General features: G+C 33.0%; 29 protein-coding genes. 3 read left to right on the plus strand and 26 right to left on the minus strand.

What is annotated here, in order from left to right:
* Window positions 1-238: 238 nt before the first annotated feature.
* Window positions 239-1,276 (minus strand): zinc-dependent alcohol dehydrogenase family protein, encoded by a 1,038-nt coding sequence (locus tag ABIB40_RS19805; RefSeq protein ID WP_354361518.1) that lies wholly within the window; start codon window positions 1,274-1,276, stop codon window positions 239-241.
* A gap of 56 nt (window positions 1,277-1,332) precedes the next feature.
* Between ABIB40_RS19805 and ABIB40_RS19810 the strand changes: the two genes are divergently transcribed.
* Window positions 1,333-2,370: an AraC family transcriptional regulator gene (locus ABIB40_RS19810; RefSeq protein WP_354361520.1), complete on the plus strand. Its 1,038-nt coding sequence runs from the start codon at window positions 1,333-1,335 to the stop codon at window positions 2,368-2,370.
* Between the two features lie 138 nt (window positions 2,371-2,508).
* Here ABIB40_RS19810 and ABIB40_RS19815 read toward each other — a convergent pair whose 3' ends face one another.
* The gene (locus ABIB40_RS19815; protein WP_354361522.1) at window positions 2,509-2,976 is read right to left on the minus strand and encodes an OsmC family protein; all 468 of its coding nucleotides are present in this window, start codon (window positions 2,974-2,976) and stop codon (window positions 2,509-2,511) included.
* Between the two features lie 23 nt (window positions 2,977-2,999).
* The gene (locus ABIB40_RS19820) at window positions 3,000-3,392 is read right to left on the minus strand and encodes an ACT domain-containing protein (protein WP_354361524.1); all 393 of its coding nucleotides are present in this window, start codon (window positions 3,390-3,392) and stop codon (window positions 3,000-3,002) included.
* Between the two features lie 72 nt (window positions 3,393-3,464).
* Here ABIB40_RS19820 and ABIB40_RS19825 point away from each other — a divergent pair, with 72 nt between their 5' ends.
* Entirely contained in the window at window positions 3,465-4,154 is a 690-nt protein-coding gene (locus ABIB40_RS19825) for an ArsR/SmtB family transcription factor (RefSeq protein ID WP_354361526.1), read from the plus strand.
* 109 nt (window positions 4,155-4,263) lie between these two features.
* Here ABIB40_RS19825 and ABIB40_RS19830 read toward each other — a convergent pair whose 3' ends face one another.
* The 9 genes from ABIB40_RS19830 to ABIB40_RS19870 form a co-directional block, all read right to left on the minus strand.
* Entirely contained in the window at window positions 4,264-5,202 is a 939-nt protein-coding gene (locus ABIB40_RS19830) for a class I SAM-dependent methyltransferase (RefSeq protein WP_354361528.1), read from the minus strand.
* A 133-nt stretch (window positions 5,203-5,335) separates the two neighbouring features.
* Window positions 5,336-5,743 carry a nuclear transport factor 2 family protein gene (locus ABIB40_RS19835; RefSeq protein ID WP_354361530.1) on the minus strand — a complete coding sequence of 136 codons (408 nt, stop codon included), beginning with the start codon at window positions 5,741-5,743 and terminating at the stop codon, window positions 5,336-5,338.
* Window positions 5,727-6,122: a VOC family protein gene (locus ABIB40_RS19840; RefSeq protein WP_354361532.1), complete on the minus strand. Its 396-nt coding sequence runs from the start codon at window positions 6,120-6,122 to the stop codon at window positions 5,727-5,729. Before ABIB40_RS19840 ends, ABIB40_RS19835 begins: the two co-directional genes overlap by 17 nt.
* A 39-nt stretch (window positions 6,123-6,161) precedes the next feature.
* The gene (locus ABIB40_RS19845; RefSeq protein WP_354361534.1) at window positions 6,162-6,560 is read right to left on the minus strand and encodes a helix-turn-helix domain-containing protein; all 399 of its coding nucleotides are present in this window, start codon (window positions 6,558-6,560) and stop codon (window positions 6,162-6,164) included.
* Window positions 6,561-6,574: 14 nt separating this feature from the next.
* A complete protein-coding gene (locus ABIB40_RS19850; protein WP_354361536.1) occupies window positions 6,575-7,129 on the minus strand; it encodes an alpha/beta fold hydrolase in 555 nt (184 codons plus the stop codon).
* Between the two features lie 260 nt (window positions 7,130-7,389).
* Entirely contained in the window at window positions 7,390-8,097 is a 708-nt protein-coding gene (locus tag ABIB40_RS19855) for an SDR family oxidoreductase (RefSeq protein WP_354361538.1), read from the minus strand.
* Between the two features lie 334 nt (window positions 8,098-8,431).
* Window positions 8,432-8,776: a DUF4180 domain-containing protein gene (locus tag ABIB40_RS19860; RefSeq protein ID WP_354361540.1), complete on the minus strand. Its 345-nt coding sequence runs from the start codon at window positions 8,774-8,776 to the stop codon at window positions 8,432-8,434.
* A 44-nt stretch (window positions 8,777-8,820) separates the two neighbouring features.
* The gene (locus ABIB40_RS19865) at window positions 8,821-9,372 is read right to left on the minus strand and encodes a dihydrofolate reductase family protein (protein WP_354361542.1); all 552 of its coding nucleotides are present in this window, start codon (window positions 9,370-9,372) and stop codon (window positions 8,821-8,823) included.
* 185 nt (window positions 9,373-9,557) lie between these two features.
* On the minus strand, window positions 9,558-9,905 hold the full coding sequence (locus ABIB40_RS19870) for a cupin domain-containing protein (RefSeq protein ID WP_354361544.1): 348 nt from the start codon (window positions 9,903-9,905) through the stop codon (window positions 9,558-9,560).
* A gap of 97 nt (window positions 9,906-10,002) precedes the next feature.
* Here ABIB40_RS19870 and ABIB40_RS19875 point away from each other — a divergent pair, with 97 nt between their 5' ends.
* Entirely contained in the window at window positions 10,003-10,191 is a 189-nt protein-coding gene (locus ABIB40_RS19875; RefSeq protein WP_354361546.1) for a hypothetical protein, read from the plus strand.
* Here the strand turns inward: ABIB40_RS19875 and ABIB40_RS19880 are convergent.
* From ABIB40_RS19880 to ABIB40_RS19945, 14 genes are all read right to left on the minus strand, one after another.
* Entirely contained in the window at window positions 10,188-10,802 is a 615-nt protein-coding gene (locus tag ABIB40_RS19880) for a GNAT family N-acetyltransferase (RefSeq protein WP_354361548.1), read from the minus strand. The two genes, ABIB40_RS19875 and ABIB40_RS19880, sit on opposite strands and share 4 nt — an antisense overlap.
* 169 nt (window positions 10,803-10,971) lie before the next feature.
* Entirely contained in the window at window positions 10,972-11,202 is a 231-nt protein-coding gene (locus ABIB40_RS19885) for a DUF4287 domain-containing protein (RefSeq protein ID WP_354361550.1), read from the minus strand.
* 23 nt (window positions 11,203-11,225) lie between these two features.
* Complete coding sequence (locus ABIB40_RS19890) at window positions 11,226-11,708, minus strand: DUF1569 domain-containing protein (protein ID WP_354361551.1); 483 nt, start codon at window positions 11,706-11,708, stop codon at window positions 11,226-11,228.
* Window positions 11,709-11,861: 153 nt separating this feature from the next.
* Window positions 11,862-12,674: a GNAT family N-acetyltransferase gene (locus tag ABIB40_RS19895; RefSeq protein ID WP_354361553.1), complete on the minus strand. Its 813-nt coding sequence runs from the start codon at window positions 12,672-12,674 to the stop codon at window positions 11,862-11,864.
* A gap of 54 nt (window positions 12,675-12,728) precedes the next feature.
* The gene (locus ABIB40_RS19900; RefSeq protein WP_354361555.1) at window positions 12,729-12,947 is read right to left on the minus strand and encodes a dihydrofolate reductase family protein; all 219 of its coding nucleotides are present in this window, start codon (window positions 12,945-12,947) and stop codon (window positions 12,729-12,731) included.
* A gap of 145 nt (window positions 12,948-13,092) precedes the next feature.
* Window positions 13,093-13,584, minus strand: a complete 492-nt coding sequence (locus ABIB40_RS19905) for a GNAT family N-acetyltransferase (protein WP_354361557.1) — start codon at window positions 13,582-13,584, stop codon at window positions 13,093-13,095.
* A 66-nt stretch (window positions 13,585-13,650) separates the two neighbouring features.
* The gene (locus tag ABIB40_RS19910; RefSeq protein ID WP_354361559.1) at window positions 13,651-13,905 is read right to left on the minus strand and encodes a hypothetical protein; all 255 of its coding nucleotides are present in this window, start codon (window positions 13,903-13,905) and stop codon (window positions 13,651-13,653) included.
* Between the two features lie 24 nt (window positions 13,906-13,929).
* The gene (locus tag ABIB40_RS19915; protein WP_354361561.1) at window positions 13,930-14,295 is read right to left on the minus strand and encodes a nuclear transport factor 2 family protein; all 366 of its coding nucleotides are present in this window, start codon (window positions 14,293-14,295) and stop codon (window positions 13,930-13,932) included.
* Between the two features lie 52 nt (window positions 14,296-14,347).
* The gene (locus tag ABIB40_RS19920; RefSeq protein WP_354361563.1) at window positions 14,348-14,746 is read right to left on the minus strand and encodes a nuclear transport factor 2 family protein; all 399 of its coding nucleotides are present in this window, start codon (window positions 14,744-14,746) and stop codon (window positions 14,348-14,350) included.
* Window positions 14,747-14,816: 70 nt separating this feature from the next.
* Window positions 14,817-15,446 (minus strand): Crp/Fnr family transcriptional regulator, encoded by a 630-nt coding sequence (locus ABIB40_RS19925; protein ID WP_354361565.1) that lies wholly within the window; start codon window positions 15,444-15,446, stop codon window positions 14,817-14,819.
* A 13-nt stretch (window positions 15,447-15,459) separates the two neighbouring features.
* Window positions 15,460-15,849: a DoxX family protein gene (locus tag ABIB40_RS19930; protein WP_354361567.1), complete on the minus strand. Its 390-nt coding sequence runs from the start codon at window positions 15,847-15,849 to the stop codon at window positions 15,460-15,462.
* Window positions 15,850-15,852: 3 nt separating this feature from the next.
* Complete coding sequence (locus ABIB40_RS19935; RefSeq protein ID WP_354361569.1) at window positions 15,853-16,803, minus strand: SRPBCC domain-containing protein; 951 nt, start codon at window positions 16,801-16,803, stop codon at window positions 15,853-15,855.
* A 29-nt stretch (window positions 16,804-16,832) separates the two neighbouring features.
* The gene (locus tag ABIB40_RS19940; protein WP_354361571.1) at window positions 16,833-17,159 is read right to left on the minus strand and encodes an ArsR/SmtB family transcription factor; all 327 of its coding nucleotides are present in this window, start codon (window positions 17,157-17,159) and stop codon (window positions 16,833-16,835) included.
* Window positions 17,160-17,363: 204 nt separating this feature from the next.
* The gene (locus ABIB40_RS19945) at window positions 17,364-17,519 is read right to left on the minus strand and encodes an alpha-ketoglutarate-dependent dioxygenase AlkB (protein WP_354361573.1); all 156 of its coding nucleotides are present in this window, start codon (window positions 17,517-17,519) and stop codon (window positions 17,364-17,366) included.
* Between the last annotated feature and the right edge of the window lie 80 nt (window positions 17,520-17,599).

Here is a 17,599-nt window from a genome sequence, read left to right on the forward strand (position 1 = left end):
TTTTTCGCCCCAGCCGGTACGGCTTTTTTGCCCTAGGGCAAAAAAGCCGTACCGGCTACTTTTAAACCCTGTTGCATTTATTACTTGAATTCAAGAATCAATTACTTCTAATGTTTTATTTTTTATCATTTTGTTTTTTTTTAGTTATTACTGTTTACTTATTTAAATTATTAATTTCTCCAGTTGCTGCATTTGTCCATTTTGCAGAAGCTGTTATTTTAATGAGCATACTCTCTATTTAATTATTTGTTGATCCTTTGATGATTACTTTCCCCATTTGGCGACCCTCTATAAAATAATGGTAAGCCTCTTGTGCTTTATCAAATTCAAACACTTTATCTATTACTGGATGCAACTGATTGATATCTATCGCCCGGCACATGTCTTCCATACTCAAACGACTGCCTACAAAAACTGGGCGTAGCGTAACCAATCGAACAAATAAATTGCTTAGGACGTATTTCAATTCTTTAGGTTGATTGTCGTTAATGGTTCCAAATGGACTTAATAAAATGATTTCACCGCCCATCGTACTAGCATCTATCGATTTTTCTATTGTATCTGTTCCTCCTGTTTCAACCACCCTGTCAATACCGTATCCGTTAGTAAGTTCAAGAATAGTTTTGTCCCAGTCCGAATCTTTACGATAGTTGAGTACGTGAGTGGCACCTAAGGACTTCAGCTTTTCAATTTTATCATCATCAGATGTAAGGGCGATCACTTTTGCACCCATTAGGGTCGCAAACTGAATGACAAATAATGCAACACCACCACTTCCAATGGTAAGCACCGTATTTCCTGGTGTAATAGGGTTACTTCCCATTAAAGATGACCAGGCCACCAAACCAGCGCAAGGTAAAGTTGAGGCTTCTTCCCAAGAAAGAAAATAGGGGAATTTTACCAATGCATCTTCATGCACTACTGCATATTCCGTTAGCATTCCGTCCATTGTACAACCCAGTTGGTCTACTACATCATAGCCCATTTTACCATCACGCCATTTAGGAAAATAATTTGCGATAACCTTGTCTCCCTTAGCAAAGCGAGTCACATTTTTTCCCGTTGCTACAATTTCTCCCGCACCGTCGCTTAACGGAATTACATCTTGCTTAGCAGATAGCGGATAGGTTTGGTTCAAGATAAAAATATCCCTACGATTAATGGATACAGCCTTAATACGAATGAGTACTTCATTGTCCCCTGGTTGAAGGATTGTTTCTTCGCGAGTAACAATCCCGGATACGTTTTTAAATAAATTGATGTGGTAAGATTTCATTTTCTTTGATTTGTTATGCTACAAAACTACCTTTACTGAATTTAAATAAATTGATAATGGACGACAAAGTGAATATACTAGCAATACATTTGAAGGCATTCCTTGACTATGCTAGTTTACGCGGAATATCGAATAACCAAATAATAGGGGCAATTAAACAACCTTTACCTGACTTTACCATGCCCTATGCATTGATGACATCTGATGCCTTTGTTGAAGTTATAGCAAAAATAAATGAGTTATTAAAAGATGATATGCTTGGTCTACGTGTTGGAAATCATCTAAACCTAAATACACTAGGTGCTATCTATAGAATATCGCTAAAAAGCACCACGGTAGAGGAAGCGCTTTTCTATTGTCAGGATTACTTAAACCGTACGTTTCCATTGATCAACGTTATTAACCTCCAGTCAGTTAACGAAGCATCCATCACCTTAACTGCCAATATCAAACAAAAAGCTCTAAATCGTGTAATTCTTGAGACGACATTATCGGTAGTAGCCAGAGAAATCCAAATTCTTAGCGGAGAAGATGTGTGCATACAAATAATATCGCCCTATTATTCACCTGGATATCCAGTAGAATGGAAGAAAGGGGATGTGTTTGCTGTTAACTTCCAGCCAGCAGTATTGAAAGCGGCACATCTAAACCACCACGGCTGGGGACTGGATATTTTGGTGCCAGAATATCTAATGCTAATTAAATCAATGGAGCAGGATAATTCATTGGCTAAAAAAATTAAATCTATTGCTTTACATATGGCAACGCCGACCCTACCAGATATTCGGATGATAGCAAATGCATTAAACTTGACTCCACGTACCTTGCAGAGGAGGCTTGTGCCAGAAGGAAACACTTTTAGCCAAATAATGGAAGCATTGAGGAGTGAAATTACCGATTTGCTAATTAGACATGACCAATTTTCTGTTACTAATCTATCTTACTTACTCGGATATTCCGAGCCTGCGGCTTTTATTCATTCCTTCAAAAAGAAACATGGTATTTCTCCAAAGAAACTGAGATTAACTAAACCCAGTATTACTTTAACCACCCACCTATTGAAACAGACATCAGAAATAGATGACTTGGAATAAAAAATAACATTTTTAATTAATGAACCATCTAATATTGATCAATGAGGAATCTGCATAACACCGCTATTATAGGAGACCAGGTTTACTAAAATATAGAGGATATTGAACGCAGATTATGCTATTCTTGTTGTGTTTACTTTATACGTTAATTATGATATTATGCCGAACTGGAAAATTGACAGAATTGGCAATAAAACATAGTTCGTTTATTTTCTCATGTAATTCAATTGCATGTTCTATCATTGCAATTTCCATCACGGTGACAATGGGGTTTAGCGTAACTTCGGTAAAGTGACCGCCACCATTTGAAGTTTCAAACATTATTCCTGTTGCATTATCTATATAATCAGTTATGATTACCCCTGCTTCTGAACACAAGTGCAAATACCAAAGCATGTGACATGATGAGATTGAAGCAACTAATAACTCTTCTGGATTGTGTTTTGTTTTGTCGCCAAGAAATGCCGGGTCTGAAGAACCCAAAATTTCGGTCTTATTGTCAACAATAATTAAATGACTTCTTTCAAAATCTCTGTAACCAGAAGTTCCCGTTCCTTTGTTACCTGTCCATTTTACTGTTAAATTATAATTATGTTGCCCTTTCATACTGTTTTAATTTTTGATTTTACTTACCACCATTTTTTCATCCATTCTTCTGATACTTGCTTTCCCTTTTCATAATTGTCAACTACAACGATGAGTTGATTTGAATGGTCGCTATATTGTGCCAGGATATTTACGCTTTCATCTGCAAGTTTTCTGCAGAACATTCCCAATTGTCCCGAAACATCTTGACGAAGTTTTTGAATAATTACATCATTTATTTTTGTTACTGTTATTCCAACTTCCGCTAAAACTACTTTCGCTCTTTCTGATTCTTCAACTAAAAAATGAGCAATTGAAGTGTTGCCATTTTGAAATACGCCACCACCTTCAAGGCCAATTCTGTTTTTGCCTAATGTTTCTCCCATTAATGCTAACGTTCCAACTTTGTTCTCTAAAATAATTTCTAAGTCTTTCATTTTTTATCGTGTGTTATTTATTGTGTAAATTAAAACCAATAATTACATTTACACTTCATTCAAGAATGAATTATGGAAGTAGAAGAAATTTTTGTATCAATTTTAGGATTAATTTGTCAGCCAACAAGAGCTAAAATGCTTTGGAGTTTACTTGACGGAAGAGCATATACATCCGGTGAATTAGCAACTTCCGCAGATATATCTGCGACATCAGCAAGTAATCATTTATCAAAATTACTTGATGCTGATATTTTAAAAGTTGAGATACAAGGCAGGCATAGATATTATTCATTTTCGAAACCCGAAGTTGCTTATGTAATAGAGTCGTTAGCAAATCTTGCAGGTGAAAAAACAGCAATCAACAATAAAAAAAATGCTACTACAACAAGTGGAGTTTCATTTTGCCGAACTTGCTACGACCATCTGGCTGGTTTTGTTGGTGTTAAAGTTACTGAAGCATTGGAACAGAAACAAATAGTAGTAAAATCTAAAACAGCATACACCGTTACAGAAAAAGGTTGGCAATGGTTTGGCGAATTTGAAATTAGAGAAGATGATTTTATTAATACTCGCCGTCCACTAACTCGTCAATGTCTTGATTGGAGTGAACGCCGTCCGCATTTAGCCGGTCAACTTGGTGCAGTTTTGTTAGAAAAAATGCTACAGAAGAAATGGTTTAAAAGAGTTCAGTTTTCTAGAGAAATGTTGGTAATGGCAAAAGGTAGGGAGGAACTTTCTAATTGGTTGGGTGTTGTTTTATAATGACCGCTAACAATACATTGTTAGCGGTTCGTTTTTAGTACCGCGGGTAAAGACTTCAGCTTCTAAAATAAATGTTTTCCGTTTGTCGGTTCTTATCTCGTTTTTCAACTCATTTTTGACCAAGTTGAAGACCCTGTATATGAAAATCCTTTGTGGAAAAACTTTTAAATTCATAAAGTTTATTGATATTGTCTGCATTCCCATTAATACATTTTAGCCAGTTCTGTTGTGAAATTGTCAATGAACAAGGTCCATAGGTAAATATTCTTATTACTTTTTGAAGCGATATTTTTTTGAGTAATGCTAATAGGTCTTGCATAATTTTACCAACAAAAGGAGTATATAGAAAAAAAACTGTTCCACTTGAATAATCTGCCATTCTCGCATCATCATTAATGATTTCTATATTATCTAAATTTAGCTTTGAAACCTGTACTTTTGCATAATTACAAAATGACGGCTCGAACTCAATACCTATGACTCTTGCAGAGCTGATTAAATTTACAAGAATTACCACCTGACCAATTCCAGAACCAATATCAAAAAAAATATCATTTTCATCAATTTTTTTACTCAATTCAACAACAACTCTCGCAGGCGTTTTTTGGTAAAACACCATTTCGGGCTCTAATTTCTTGATTGGTTTGTCAATTGTATTAGTCGATAATAGCCCATTTATTAAAATGTCTAGATTGTCATATCCAATAGCATCATGTTCTTCTTCATTATGTTGAAAGTTATTTAAAAAGTTGGCAATAATACCCCTGAAAACGAATCCTTTATTTTTTGATATGTTGATTTGCTTCTCCAAATCTAGAAACATCTCAGTGTTAATATTTTCAAGCTTAGCTTTTAATCCGTTAGCATAAATCTTTAATTTGGTAAGCTCGTCATTCTGTCCAGCTTTTTGAATCAATCCGTCAATTCTGTCAATAATATGAAAATCAATAAAATCTATTGCATTTGTTCTAGCGTTAAAATCGGCATACTCATAAATAGAAGTATCAGCTTCAATTTTTTCAACATCAGATTGTATCTCAGATATCATTGGTTAAAAGTTAAATTGTTGTAGAACAGTTTCGTTTAAGGTAACGCATTACATTTTCATTTATTCAATGTTATTTATTATATTAATGAATTTGCAACTGCTAAAGTATCTTCCAATAATCTATACCTAACTATTAATTATCTTTTACTGTTAGCTGGATAAAAAATAGAGAATCAACCACTTTATTAGTCTGAGTCATTTTGGAAGAGAATTCTCCTGAAATTATAGCTGTGTCATTTTCAATAAGAATTTTATCAATAGTAGCCGAAATAGGTTCTGTATTTTCCCATAAAAGTTCATAAAATTCCCTTATTTCGTTTCGGTTACTTCTAGTACCTAACCAAGGCGCTTTTGTTTTGTCTCCAGGTATATACCAATCTATTGTTTCAGAAAAAATATGCGTTAGTTCTTCTAAATTCTTTCGGAAAGATGTTTGAAAAAAGTTTGTACAATGTTTTGTGTTGTATTTTCCATTTACTTTAATTTTCGTTTCTTTTTTACAAAATTGTTTAAAGATTTTCGTGTCAAAGCATTTCCACAATCTGAATGTTGTTACCGCAAGTGTCGTTAAAGACAGCAATTTTTACAGTTCCCATTTCAGTTGGTTTAACGCTGAATTCAACATTGAGACCTACAAGTCGGTCATAATCTTGTTGAACATCGTCTGAATTAAATTGTGTGTAGGGAATGCCTGCATCAAAAAGTGCTTTCTGATAAACTTTTGCTGGCTCAAAATGTTTAGGTGATGGTTCTAACAAAATTTCTGGACCGTCTTGTTCGTCTTTACTCACAACTGTTAACCATCTGCTGTGCTCGCTAATTGGAACGTCAATTTTTTTTACAAAGTTCAATTTCTCGGTGTAGAACTGTAACGCTTTTTCTTGGTCTTGGACTGGAATGCTAATTACTTTTACTTTCATTTTTTTTAGGGTTTTTAATTGGACTACAAAGTTTCAAAATTAAATTTCTTTGGACTTTGTGAAAGTTGCTTTTTTTTGAAATTCAGTCGGTGTAAGTCCAACACGAGATTTAAATAATGTGCTAAAGGAGCTGGGGCTGTCAAATCCTATGTCGAAGCAAGTTTCGGTTACAGTTGCCCCTAATGTTAAAAGTTTCTTTCCGTTTTCAATCCGTTTGTCTGTAAGATACTGTTGGGGTGTTTGTCCATAGTATCGTTTAAAAAGTCGAAGCAAGTGAAATTTTGAAGTGAATCTAATATGTGAAAGCAAGTTTAAATTTAATTCTTTATCAAAATTATTCGTTATGTAGTGCCGTGTCCCAATTACGGTATCTAACTGTCCTTTGTTAGCATAGCATTCTGCTCTTATTCGATTTATTTCGTTGTGGTAATAGGTCATATTCAGTTAGTTGGTCATTGTTCTTTTAATGATTTTATGTCATTAGCTATTTGAGTCAAGTCGTTGTTAAATTGATGACCGCCACTTTTAACCTCACGGAAATTAGCTTGAGATAACTTTTGTTTGTACTGGTAAAAGTGTGATATAGGTATTTCTTCATCGTCTTTACAGTGATAAAAGAAAGTAGGTGTTTTAACTGGGAATTTATCAGCAAAGTTGTTTTTGAGTTTTAAACCCTTTTTCCACTCTTCATTTCCACTCCAAAATGGCGTGGCGATTAGAAAAATTCCCTTAATGTTTTCAGTTGTATCATTTTCGGAAAGATATTTCAAAATCATAGATGCTCCCAAAGAATGTCCAACCAAAATAAAGTCGCCATATATTTTTGTAACGTTTTCGCCAATTTGTTTTAACCAACCAAAATCAGGTGCATTCTCGTCTGACTTAATTACAGGATAATTTACTTGATAATCTTCCCCTAAAGTAGTTCTTAAAGAAATTACTAATGCTTCGTCTGCTTGGTAACCACCATCACCTCCACCTTGAATAAATAATATTTGTTTATGCATTATGTTCGATTAAATTTATTTTCTTGTTGAAAATCTTTTATTTGCTTACAGTTTGTAGTGTCTTTCTATAATGACCGCTAACGATTTGCTAATTTGTGCAGAAATGGTATTGCTTGTATAACCATTGTTTCACCATATTAAATTAAGTAAATAACAGACAAATTAACATAAACCACTGTCTGCCATTTTTCTATAAATTTGTGGCTAGCGGGTGACTGTTAATGTCCTCAGCAAACGCTCCAAATCTATTTTAGTGATCACTAAATTAAACTTAGTCCGCCGTCTACTGCAATAATCTGTCCCGTTATATAGTCATTTTCAATGAATGCAAATATCATTTTTGCAATATCTTCAGGTTCTCCAATCCTGCCAAGTGGAATTTTGTCTGAATACTGCATAAACCTCTCTTCTTTTTTTTCGTACGACAAGAAGTCCCACCAAGTTGTGTTTACAACGCCAGGGGCTACTGCATTTACTCTTATTGGTTTCAATTCTTTAGCAATAGTGGGTATCATAATTTCTATTGCTCCATTTATGGCTCCCAAACCTGCTGTTCCAATAGCTTTACTTTGAGAACTAATTGAAGTAATAAAAGTTATACTACCATTTGGTTTAATATAAGGTAATACGGATTGAGCGGTTTGTAGCTGGGCAAAAAATTTTCCTTCAAACCCTTTTTTTAAATCATTTAGGTCTAAATCTTTAAAATCGCCAATTCCTTTTCCACCGCTAAGTGCAATTACAAGATGGTCAATCTGCTCTATTTCTCCCATTGCCTGCTTAAGTGAATCAGTATTGGTTGCGTCAACACTTTTACCTGATGCATTTTCACCAATTTCAATTAATGCTTTGTTTATCTTTGCAAGATTCCTGCCTAAAATTGTTACTCGATAACCCTTTTGTACTAAGAGTTTTGCAGTAGCAAGTCCCATTCCTGATGTTCCACCTGCAATAACTATATTTTTCATAAGTTTTTAAATTAATTAATTCCTTCTATTCATGATAATACTACTGCTTTAACTTTACTTTTAATTTTGCCGAATATTGCATTAATTAAAAACCACTGTCAACCATTTTTGAACAAATTTGTGGTTAGTTGTAGTTAGGTTATTTTTCGATTTATTTCATTGTGATAATAGGTCATAGTAGTCGTTCGTTTGTCAATCCTTTTTGGTAATTTCTTTTAATGATTTCAAAATCGGGTGTTCTTCTCCTTGTGGTTTTTTTTTCTTTCACGTTGTTCGTTTTCTTGTACAGTTTTACAATGACTGCTAACTAAATGCTACAGTTAATTTATTAAACTTAAAAGATCTCTTTGGTTGAACTTAAAAAATTAATCTGATTCCCTTTGTTACTTTCATAAATGAAATCTTTTAAACTTTTGCTTGTATATTTTGAAAAATCACCAACAATGGTTAATTGCATTCGATATTGAGCGAATTTTTGAAGAATATCCCCTGCAATTCCATTTTTTAAGTCAAAAAAATCAGGTGTAATATTTTTCTCGTGAATAATGATTCTATCAAAACCTTGATAATATAAATCTCCGAGTAATTGCAATCCATCTTCCGTTGTTCTCAAAATTATTTCCTCCGATATAATTTCGGCAATTTTTATGTTGTTACCATTATGGGTTTCAATGTTCATCTGTTGCTGTAAAGTTTACAATTATCACTGTTTGAGATTCGTTGTTATTTCTTCATAGGTTCATAATTAAGAATTACCGCTCCACCAATAAATGTTTTAGTAGTTATGAGTTTAAGAAGAGTCCTGTTGGCAATATTCTCAAATAAATGTAAACCTTTTCCCGCTAAAACAGGTTGTATACAAAGTTGAAATTCATCGATTAAATTAAGTTTCAATAGTTGTATAATTAAACTTCGACTACCGACCAAAATATCTTTTCCTGATTGATGCTTGAGTTCTAAAACTTCTTTTTCAAGTGATTTACTTGACAAATCGGCACTGTGCCAATCCAAATTTTTAAGCGTATGAGAAAAAACAATTTTTGGGATATTGTCCATTACGACAGCAAATTCGTCCATTGCTTTTTCTCCCGATGGATTTTCTGCTAAAGTCCGCCAATATTCCATAAGCTGATAGGTTATCCTCCCATATAGAACAGCGGCTGCGTTACTTAATAAGTCTGCGTAATGTTGATGTATTTCTTCATCTGCAATACCTGCCTTATGGTCGCAATTGCCATCAAGTGTCATATTTATGGCTCCAATTATTTTTCTCATTATTTTTCGTTTAGTACTTTATCTACTTGTTATTTAATTCTTACCACGAATGTTGATGCGGACAACCAATATTTTATACACCACAAAACGGTCTGTGCATTACTGAAATGAGACTTTTGCGAAACCAATAATTGCGGTTCGTTATTTCTACTCACTATCGTTTTATTTTTTGAGTTATAAATTTTTTATTCAATTGTGGTTCTGTCATTATTAGTTGTCGGCTGTGATATAACAAGAAAGTCAACATGTTCGATAGTCTCATTTGCTATATAATGTTTAGTTTCAGGTCGAACTAATATACCTTTATTTTCCTTTACAATTATTTTGCTATTCTCTAAATAAAAGGTTGCTGTCCCTTTGAGTACAAAAAAAAATTGTTGGGAGTTTGTATGAAAATGTAGTTTCTCTCTCGTTCCACTTGGCATACTTTCTTGTTTAACTGAAAGGCCAACTGTGTCAACCAAAACCCAACTATCACAGTTGTCACCCCACAAATAATGTGTTGCTGTATCTTTGTCAATTATATTTGTCATTTATTCACTTTTATAATATTCTAATGGTGTCGTTTTACAATTACCGCTAACGTTAGTCTGTGAAAAAACTTAATACGGCTCTCTGAAAATCGTCTGTATGCAATTACTATCCAGCGGGTATCCGAATAACTCCTCTCCTGAACATAGTTTTTTACAGCCTGAGGTTTCTCGGCTTGGCGATGTGGCGGAAATCAAAGCACAAAACTTCAACTTTGCACTAAAGTTTAATCAAAGAACTGAACTTGAATTAAATACTAAACCTGCCGTATGGCCAATGCGAGGTTAGCGGTAAGCTTTCTTTATGTCGGTCAATTGCAAAATAATTTTTTGTTTTGAGTCTTCCCATTCGTCGTCTAAAATACTGTAATATGCAGCACTTCTTGAAACACCGTTTTCTTTTATTTTGTCTTTTCGCAGAACTCCCTCAAACTGTCCGCCAATTTTTTCAATTGCTTTTCTTGAACGCAAATTTGTTGAGTCTGTTTTTATTTGAACTCGTCTTGTTTTTAATGAGTCAAAACAGAAACTCAATAACAATAGCTTGCATTCAAAATTTATTTCTGTCCCCCAATATTGTGTAATTATCCAAGTCCAACCAATTTCTAATTTTTTGTCAAGTGGATAAATTTCAAAAAATCTTGTTGAGCCAATAATCTTCTTTGTCTCTTTGCGGAAAATTACAAAAGGATATTGGTTCCCTTTCTCTCGTTCTTTCAATGCAAAATTATAAGCAGTTTCAAAAGGATCTCTGTTTGAACAGTCGACTGGTATAAGTTCCCAAAGTTTTTTGTCTGATGCAGCTAAATATAATTCTTCAAAATGTCCTTTTTCCAATGGTCGTAATTCAACAGTTTCTCCTGTTAAAATTGTAGGGTGATTTATCCAAGCTTCTGTCATAATTGTAATGTTTGGTTAAGTTTAACGCCAACGTTTTTCGGTTTGGTGATGTGGCGGAAATCGAAGAACAAAACTTTAGCTTTGTATTAATGTTCAATTGAAAAACCAACTTGAGTGTAGCACTAATCCCGACATGGACTAGAACCGATGTTAGCGTTTCGTTGTTTTTTCAATCTGTTAGTTCTTTAAAAGTATGAAAAATGGCTAACGAATGTCCGTGTCCTAAATCAAAATCTTTTTTGAGCCAAGCAATTACTTCGCCTGGCTTTACCTTTGGTTTCAATTTTCCATTTTCAAAAAAACCTTTAGTGATTGCTATTTTTCTGAAATCAGTTGGTGTTTTGCCTGTCTTTATTTTGATATTTTCAAAATACTTTTCTAATGGAATTTTATTGTGCATTTTTTAATATTTTAAAATTATAACTAACTGTTGAATTGCCTTAAGTGATGGTCTGTATGTTTGTAAGCCAAATATCCAATTTGTTCTATCGTCATTTTTCCGCAAAAGGGATGAATAAAGTCAGGGTTTGGGAAATTTGCATTTTCGTTAATCAAGGTAATCCATTTTAGTTTTTCCGATTCTACATCAGTACTAGTTTCTTTAACTTTAAGTTCAGGAAGTGTGGGAATGCCATGCTTTAAATCATTTTCATTTCCAATCATACCTTTTAAAGCTATTCTACCAAATAAATAACCAAGAAATTTGCGTTTAAACTTTTTCTTACCTGCTATCATTTCTTCCCAAAGAACGCAGTGTTTCAGCATTTGGTCAATGTTCATTTTTCCCCAAAGAGCATTACTACTTTCATTAAGAGTTTTAATTCTCGCAATTAATTCATCTCGTGTAGATTTGTCTAATACTGATTTCATTTTTTCTTTCTTTATTTTCTGTTCAATGTTTGTCATCGTTGTGGATTTACAATGACCGCTAACGTGTTGGCTTTTAGCTTCGTTGGGGACTTTATAGAAGAGTATTTTCTACTGAAAGCAAGATATGATAAAAAACACTAATTCCGCTAAAACGCCAGCCTCGCCAAACTTCTGTTAGCTTTAGTGCTTTTACGTTTCTTCTAAAAGACATAAACCATTTCCATCCTTACTTTTCCATTGCCATTTATTGATGAGTTGTAATTTATTACCATTAATAATCTTAATTTCGCCATGCGATTGACCTTGATTATTTTGCCCTCTTAAATTTTCTTGATTGTAATAAAAATCGATTTGATTATTATTAATAACACCAAAGATTTCACCGTATTTTACACTTCCACCTTTGTATTCAGCATAAATAAGTTCGTTTTTTTGATGAGATAAAAATATTGTTTGTTCATTGACTTCAACATCGTAACCATCATTTTTAATAACTTTAAATTGTTTTTGATGAAAATCAAAATTTGTATCAAGTTTATTTTCACTTAAGTTTTTTGCCATTCTTTGGAAGTACAATATTTCTCCATTTTCAACATTTACTTTTCCTATTTTAAACATTTTATAACCCAAACCATCATAAAATGATTTTGCAAAAAGAGATGAATGCAGTTCTATCATTTTAAAATTATCGCTTTTTGCTTTTTGTTCTAAATTAGTCATTATCAATTTCCCGAATCCCATTCCTTGACAATTTGGTTGGACAAAAACCCTTTTAATGTGAGTTTGCTTCAAAGTTCCTGTTCCAATAATTTTAGAATCATCTTTTAATACAATCACATAATTATCATCAATATCCTTTAAAATTTCCTTTTTATTTGAATATTGTATAAAATGTGTTATAGCTTCCTCAGGATAGAATTCACTATATGAAACTTTAATTGTATTTACAATAAAATCATACAATTCGTCAACATCTTCTTTCTGTAAAAGTTCTATTTTCATAGGCCAGTCAACATCTTTTAGTGTTTGAAAAAATAATTTTCGGAATGCTATCCATTACGCCGGCAAATTTGTCCATTGCTTTTTCGCCTGATGGTTTACTGTTAAAGTTCGCCAATATTCCATTAACTGATAGGTTGTTCTTCCATATAGAATTTGTTCTCCATTACCTAAAAGCTCTGTGTAATGTTGGTGAATGTCTTTATCAGCAAAACCTGCCGTATGGTCACAGTTCCCATCTAGTGTCATATTCAATGTTGCAATAAGTTTTCTCAAATTCTGACTTTTAATGCTTTATCTATTTAGTATTAAATTTTCAACACAAATTTTGACGCCGATAATTAATGTTTAGTGAACCACACTATTGTTTGCCGAGCCCTGCACCACCACTTTTGCCAAACCGAACGATCTTGGATTTTTTTCATGAATCTGAAAGTTTGTAAATATATTCTTCAATTTCTGAATGTCGTGCATTTGCGAAACCTTTGTCTTTTCCAATTTCTACAAAACCGCATTTTTCTAGAACTTTTTGTGAACCGAAATTATCAAATGCAACCCTTCCAAAAATTGGTCTGTAAGTTTCAATTACAAGAAATATTTTCAGTGTTGCTGTAGCAATCCCTTGTCCCCAAAATTTTCTGTCTATCCAATAAGTAATTTCTGTATCACCTTCCATTAAAAATTTAGCAATGCTTCCAACAATAACATTGTCAATAATGATTGTTTGATTATTAACTGTTGCGTCGTTCAACAACTTTGTGTATTTCTCTATATACGCTAATTTATCTGTCGGGTCTTTGGGCATAAACGCGGCTAAATATCCACTTTCCTTGTCCATTTGAAATTTAAATAAAATGTCTAAATCCGAAATTTGTGTAGGTCGAAGTTTTATTTTTAGATTTTTATCTATCATGTTTTTTGATTTGTTTAATGTTTGTAGAGTGTCGTTTTACAATGACCGTTAACCTTTAGTTATATTTTATCTCTGTTTTTCCTCCAATCCAAACGAAATAACTTCATCAGGTAGTAGCTCAATATCGAATCCTATATTCCTAATTAATTTAATGATACCTTCAATTTCCAATTCCTTCTTTAAGCTTTCCACACGAAGAATCTTATCACAATCTTCGAGGTCGAAATTGATTTTATAATAAGGAAAATGTTCGTTTAGTTTCCTGATTATCTCGCTAGCATCTTTTTGGTTTGTAACATTCGTTTTATATATTTCTACCATAGTAAGAAAAGTTGCTATTCACATTCATTTTTTACTCTGAACAACTGCTAAATTATTAATGATTTTCCATTCGTTGTCTTTGTCTAATACTAAAGAGTTGTAGGAAATAAAACTGTTTTCAGCACTTTCTAATTGAAGTTTAACGGATGCTATTGTTTCGCTAATATCAATACTTATTATATTCATTTCTCTTGGGAGTCCTCCAAAAACACCTTGTTTAATATTAGATAAATAGTTGGCTTTATCAATAATTGTAATACCAGAAGTTCCCATAAAACCGTTATTGGTTACACGAAAGTCTTTATGCAAAACTTTGTCTAAAAGTACAACATCACTAGTGTCTCCTCCTTTTACGAAGTCTATAATTGTTTGTTTTATTTTATCTGTCATAAAAATTTTGCTTGTTTGTTTTCTTATCTAGCAAGGACAAAGAGGAATGTTTTTATTTACTAAAAGCTTTTGTGACTAATTCCGTGTCCATATATTCGTTTATTTCACAGAGTTTTCCGTTTTCTAGGCGACATATCCAACAATAGTTGTTTTTGTATGTTCTATCGGTCTTTGTTTCGTTCTGTCCGGTCATTTCGACAACCACATTATCGCCATCAGCAATTATTCTGTGCACAATAACAGTATAAGGTTGTTTGATTGTTGTTCGCACATTTTTCCATAAATCATTCAAAACTTCTGATTTTCCAACAAATGATTTTGACCATTGTCCTGAGCCCATCCAATTCCATTGCATATCCTCGGCCATTGATTCTATTAATGGGCTGTCATTTCCTTTTGATAATTCGGCAAATATTTGAGTTATAATTTCCTTATTATTATAATTACTCATAGCAATTTTATTTTTATTTACAAAAGTGCAAAAAGTGTAAGAAAAAAATCTTGCCATATGGCAAGTTTAATCATTGGTCTAGAATCCCTTTTCTTATTCTACTTAAAGAAGTATCGGTAATTCTTAAATAACTCGCTATATATTTAAGAGGAGCTTCATTAAAAATTTGAGGCTTTTCTTGTAAAAGATTCAAATATCTTTGAGTTGCACTTTGTGTATGCATATTAATAGAACGTTGTTTTAAAATAAAAAGCTGGTTTGAAGTCCAAGTTCTTCCCCATTCCGTAAACCCATCAATATTGCTATATAAAATTTGAAAATCGTCAAAATTTATTTTCCAAACTTTACAATCTGTTAAAGCCTGAATAGATTCTTTTGAAGCAGTTCTAAGAAATAATGAGGCTACCTCTATTAAAATATCATTTGAACTATAAAACTCAGTGGTTATTTCGTTGCCTTCATAATCTATTACATACGATCTAAATAAGCCTTTTTCGATTAAATAGTATTCATTATTTGTTTTTCCTTCTTGTAATACAACTTCATTCTTCAGAAACTCAACTTCTGTATGCAAATCAATTATTTTTATGAAATCTTCCTTTTTAATAGCAGGGTGATTGTATATGTTTTTAAAAAAGCTACTATTATTGTAAACTTCTTGCTTATTTTGTTCTGGTGTAATTATGGTTTTTTTTGACATTGGTTGTGAAATTTTAATTTGTTAATACTGCTTTCAATTTGTCATTTCTCAATACAATACTAGCCCAAATAACGAGCCCAAATAATATTGGAAAGATGATATTAAATATAGGGTCCCCATGTATAATGTGTGTCGCTATTGCGCCACCGAGCCATCCAGTTAATATAATTGCACCAATTATAATTGTTTTGGGAATTGCATATAAAAGTGTGCCGATGAGCAATGCTATACCCAGATATAGAACCGCTTCTTTAGGGTAGCCCATTTCAGTTGCACCTTTTACAGCTTCCGTGGATTGCAATAGGTTCATGACTGAACCCATTAAAAACATAACCACTACAATGCCTTGTAGAATGTAGGACGCCCATAAACGTATTTTTGAAATTTTGTTGATTGTTTCCATTGTTTAAATATTTTTAAAGTTAAACATCCAATTGATACCGTATTTATCAGAGCATTCTCCAAAATAGGCTCCGAAAAACATATCTTCCAACGGCATTGTAATGTTGCCATCGTTTGAAAGAGCATCAAATAATCTTTGTGTTTCTTCTCGGGATTCAGGCTCCAAACAGATGTGCATATTGTTACCGCGATTTAACGTAAATCCCATTTCCTTTGGAGCATCGGTCGCCATTAAAACATGACCACCTAAAGTAGGAAGCTCAACATGGAGAATCATTTTTTTGATTTCTTCAGCAACTGGAGGATGACCTTGTTCGGCAGGAATATCGCCAAATCTTTGCATTCCTTTTCCGCTAAATTCTGTTTTGAAAACAGATTTATAAAAGTTAAAAGCCTCTTCGGTATTTCCTGGGAAATTGAGATAAGTGGTAACTCTAGGGTTGTTGTTCAATTTTAACTCGCTTCTTAATTTGAATTGTTGTTTGATGTATTCATCGAGGTTTTCAAAAGCCATACTTAAGCCTTCTTTCATTCCCATTGCAAGTGTTTGTTCCAAATGTTCTTTTGATTGGTATTCTGAATTCAAAATCACCACAGTAGAATTTGAATTCGCTACGAATTCAGCCTTAAATTTTGCAATGGGCATTGAAGTATTTATAGTTCCATCAGATTCACAAAAGGAATCTTCACCTGAAAATGTTTCTTGTGGATTAATGGTTTTATAATCTGTTCTAGCTATATGTCTTTCTCCCTTTGGACCAACCATAGCATAAATTCTATGACCATTTTCCACAAAATTCATATAGCTAGTTTCTGATTTCCATGGCTTTGGTGCCCACCATTGGTCTAAAAGTTCTGGTACAGTCCAAGCACTCCAAACTAAAGTTAGATTTGCATCAAAAATTCTCGTAACAGTAAGCTTGTTTTCTTCGGATTTAAAAATTGTTTTACTCATTGTTTAGTTTTTTAAAAAATTAATTTAGACTACACGTCTTTTGATTTTGATTGCATTTTTAATAATAAATCGTCGAGTTGATCAAAACGGTCATCCCATAATTTCTTAAATGGAGCTAACCAATCGGCTACTTCTTTCATTTTTTCTGGATTAAAATGATAATAAATTTCCCTACCTGATTGTACTTGATTTAAAAGTTCACATTCTGTCAAGATTTTAATGTGATTAGAAACCGCTTGTCTGCTGGATTTAAAGTTCTCTGCAATGGTGTTTGGAGTCATTGCTTGTAACATGATTAAACTTAAGATTGCTCTTCTTGTGGGGTCGGCTATGGCTTGAAATACGTCTCTTCTCATTTTTATTTTATATTTAATGCAATTGATTGATTGCAAATATATACGCAACGAATCAATTGCGCAAATATTTTGGGGAATATTTTTTAAATCAATTAAAAACGGCTTGAATAAAATTGTATGATATCGACATTTTCTATTGCTTATTTTGGAAATAGAATTTAGAATTTGGATAAGTGTAGCAATTATAGGTGCTAAAATATTTTTCTATAATTTATTGGCAATGGTTCTAAAAGTTAAATTCACTCTTGGTTTCGTAATCAATTTAGTGGGAGGAAGTCTATGAAACCAATGGGTTTGAGTGGTGTCTTTCATCACCAACACACTTCCGTGTTCAAGTAGTAATGTTGTTTTGACCCCTATAAAACAAGAGTATTCTTTTAAATTTCAAAGATTAATTATGCGGTTAATTTTCTCATTAAAATTGTGTGTTTATGCTGGTC

It is taken from the genome of Pedobacter sp. UYP30, assembly GCF_040547165.1.
In the GTDB taxonomy this organism is placed as follows: domain Bacteria; phylum Bacteroidota; class Bacteroidia; order Sphingobacteriales; family Sphingobacteriaceae; genus Pedobacter.

What these genes read in the sequence shown, in the direction of transcription:
- ABIB40_RS19925 (WP_354361565.1), bottom strand. Translation starts at nt 15,446, where the DNA reads ATGTCAAAAAAAACCATAATTACACCAGAACAAAATAAGCAAGAAGTT.
- ABIB40_RS19885 (WP_354361550.1), bottom strand. Translation starts at nt 11,202, where the DNA reads ATGCACAATAAAATTCCATTAGAAAAGTATTTTGAAAATATCAAAATA.
- ABIB40_RS19930 (WP_354361567.1), bottom strand. Translation starts at nt 15,849, where the DNA reads ATGGAAACAATCAACAAAATTTCAAAAATACGTTTATGGGCGTCCTAC.
- ABIB40_RS19935 (WP_354361569.1), bottom strand. Translation starts at nt 16,803, where the DNA reads ATGAGTAAAACAATTTTTAAATCCGAAGAAAACAAGCTTACTGTTACG.
- ABIB40_RS19910 (WP_354361559.1), bottom strand. Translation starts at nt 13,905, where the DNA reads ATGGTAGAAATATATAAAACGAATGTTACAAACCAAAAAGATGCTAGC.
- ABIB40_RS19815 (WP_354361522.1), bottom strand. Translation starts at nt 2,976, where the DNA reads ATGAAAGGGCAACATAATTATAATTTAACAGTAAAATGGACAGGTAAC.
- ABIB40_RS19830 (WP_354361528.1), bottom strand. Translation starts at nt 5,202, where the DNA reads ATGATATCTGAGATACAATCTGATGTTGAAAAAATTGAAGCTGATACT.
- ABIB40_RS19870 (WP_354361544.1), bottom strand. Translation starts at nt 9,905, where the DNA reads ATGACAAATATAATTGACAAAGATACAGCAACACATTATTTGTGGGGT.
- ABIB40_RS19860 (WP_354361540.1), bottom strand. Translation starts at nt 8,776, where the DNA reads ATGAACATTGAAACCCATAATGGTAACAACATAAAAATTGCCGAAATT.
- ABIB40_RS19805 (WP_354361518.1), bottom strand. Translation starts at nt 1,276, where the DNA reads ATGAAATCTTACCACATCAATTTATTTAAAAACGTATCCGGGATTGTT.
- ABIB40_RS19865 (WP_354361542.1), bottom strand. Translation starts at nt 9,372, where the DNA reads ATGAGAAAAATAATTGGAGCCATAAATATGACACTTGATGGCAATTGC.
- ABIB40_RS19850 (WP_354361536.1), bottom strand. Translation starts at nt 7,129, where the DNA reads ATGCATAAACAAATATTATTTATTCAAGGTGGAGGTGATGGTGGTTAC.
- ABIB40_RS19920 (WP_354361563.1), bottom strand. Translation starts at nt 14,746, where the DNA reads ATGAGTAATTATAATAATAAGGAAATTATAACTCAAATATTTGCCGAA.
- ABIB40_RS19845 (WP_354361534.1), bottom strand. Translation starts at nt 6,560, where the DNA reads ATGACCTATTACCACAACGAAATAAATCGAATAAGAGCAGAATGCTAT.
- ABIB40_RS19905 (WP_354361557.1), bottom strand. Translation starts at nt 13,584, where the DNA reads ATGATAGATAAAAATCTAAAAATAAAACTTCGACCTACACAAATTTCG.
- ABIB40_RS19880 (WP_354361548.1), bottom strand. Translation starts at nt 10,802, where the DNA reads ATGACAGAAGCTTGGATAAATCACCCTACAATTTTAACAGGAGAAACT.
- ABIB40_RS19840 (WP_354361532.1), bottom strand. Translation starts at nt 6,122, where the DNA reads ATGAAAGTAAAAGTAATTAGCATTCCAGTCCAAGACCAAGAAAAAGCG.
- ABIB40_RS19820 (WP_354361524.1), bottom strand. Translation starts at nt 3,392, where the DNA reads ATGAAAGACTTAGAAATTATTTTAGAGAACAAAGTTGGAACGTTAGCA.
- ABIB40_RS19875 (WP_354361546.1), top strand. Translation starts at nt 10,003, where the DNA reads ATGCAATTACTATCCAGCGGGTATCCGAATAACTCCTCTCCTGAACAT.
- ABIB40_RS19825 (WP_354361526.1), top strand. Translation starts at nt 3,465, where the DNA reads ATGGAAGTAGAAGAAATTTTTGTATCAATTTTAGGATTAATTTGTCAG.
- ABIB40_RS19915 (WP_354361561.1), bottom strand. Translation starts at nt 14,295, where the DNA reads ATGACAGATAAAATAAAACAAACAATTATAGACTTCGTAAAAGGAGGA.
- ABIB40_RS19895 (WP_354361553.1), bottom strand. Translation starts at nt 12,674, where the DNA reads ATGAAAATAGAACTTTTACAGAAAGAAGATGTTGACGAATTGTATGAT.
- ABIB40_RS19855 (WP_354361538.1), bottom strand. Translation starts at nt 8,097, where the DNA reads ATGAAAAATATAGTTATTGCAGGTGGAACATCAGGAATGGGACTTGCT.
- ABIB40_RS19810 (WP_354361520.1), top strand. Translation starts at nt 1,333, where the DNA reads ATGGACGACAAAGTGAATATACTAGCAATACATTTGAAGGCATTCCTT.
- ABIB40_RS19890 (WP_354361551.1), bottom strand. Translation starts at nt 11,708, where the DNA reads ATGACAAACATTGAACAGAAAATAAAGAAAGAAAAAATGAAATCAGTA.
- ABIB40_RS19940 (WP_354361571.1), bottom strand. Translation starts at nt 17,159, where the DNA reads ATGAGAAGAGACGTATTTCAAGCCATAGCCGACCCCACAAGAAGAGCA.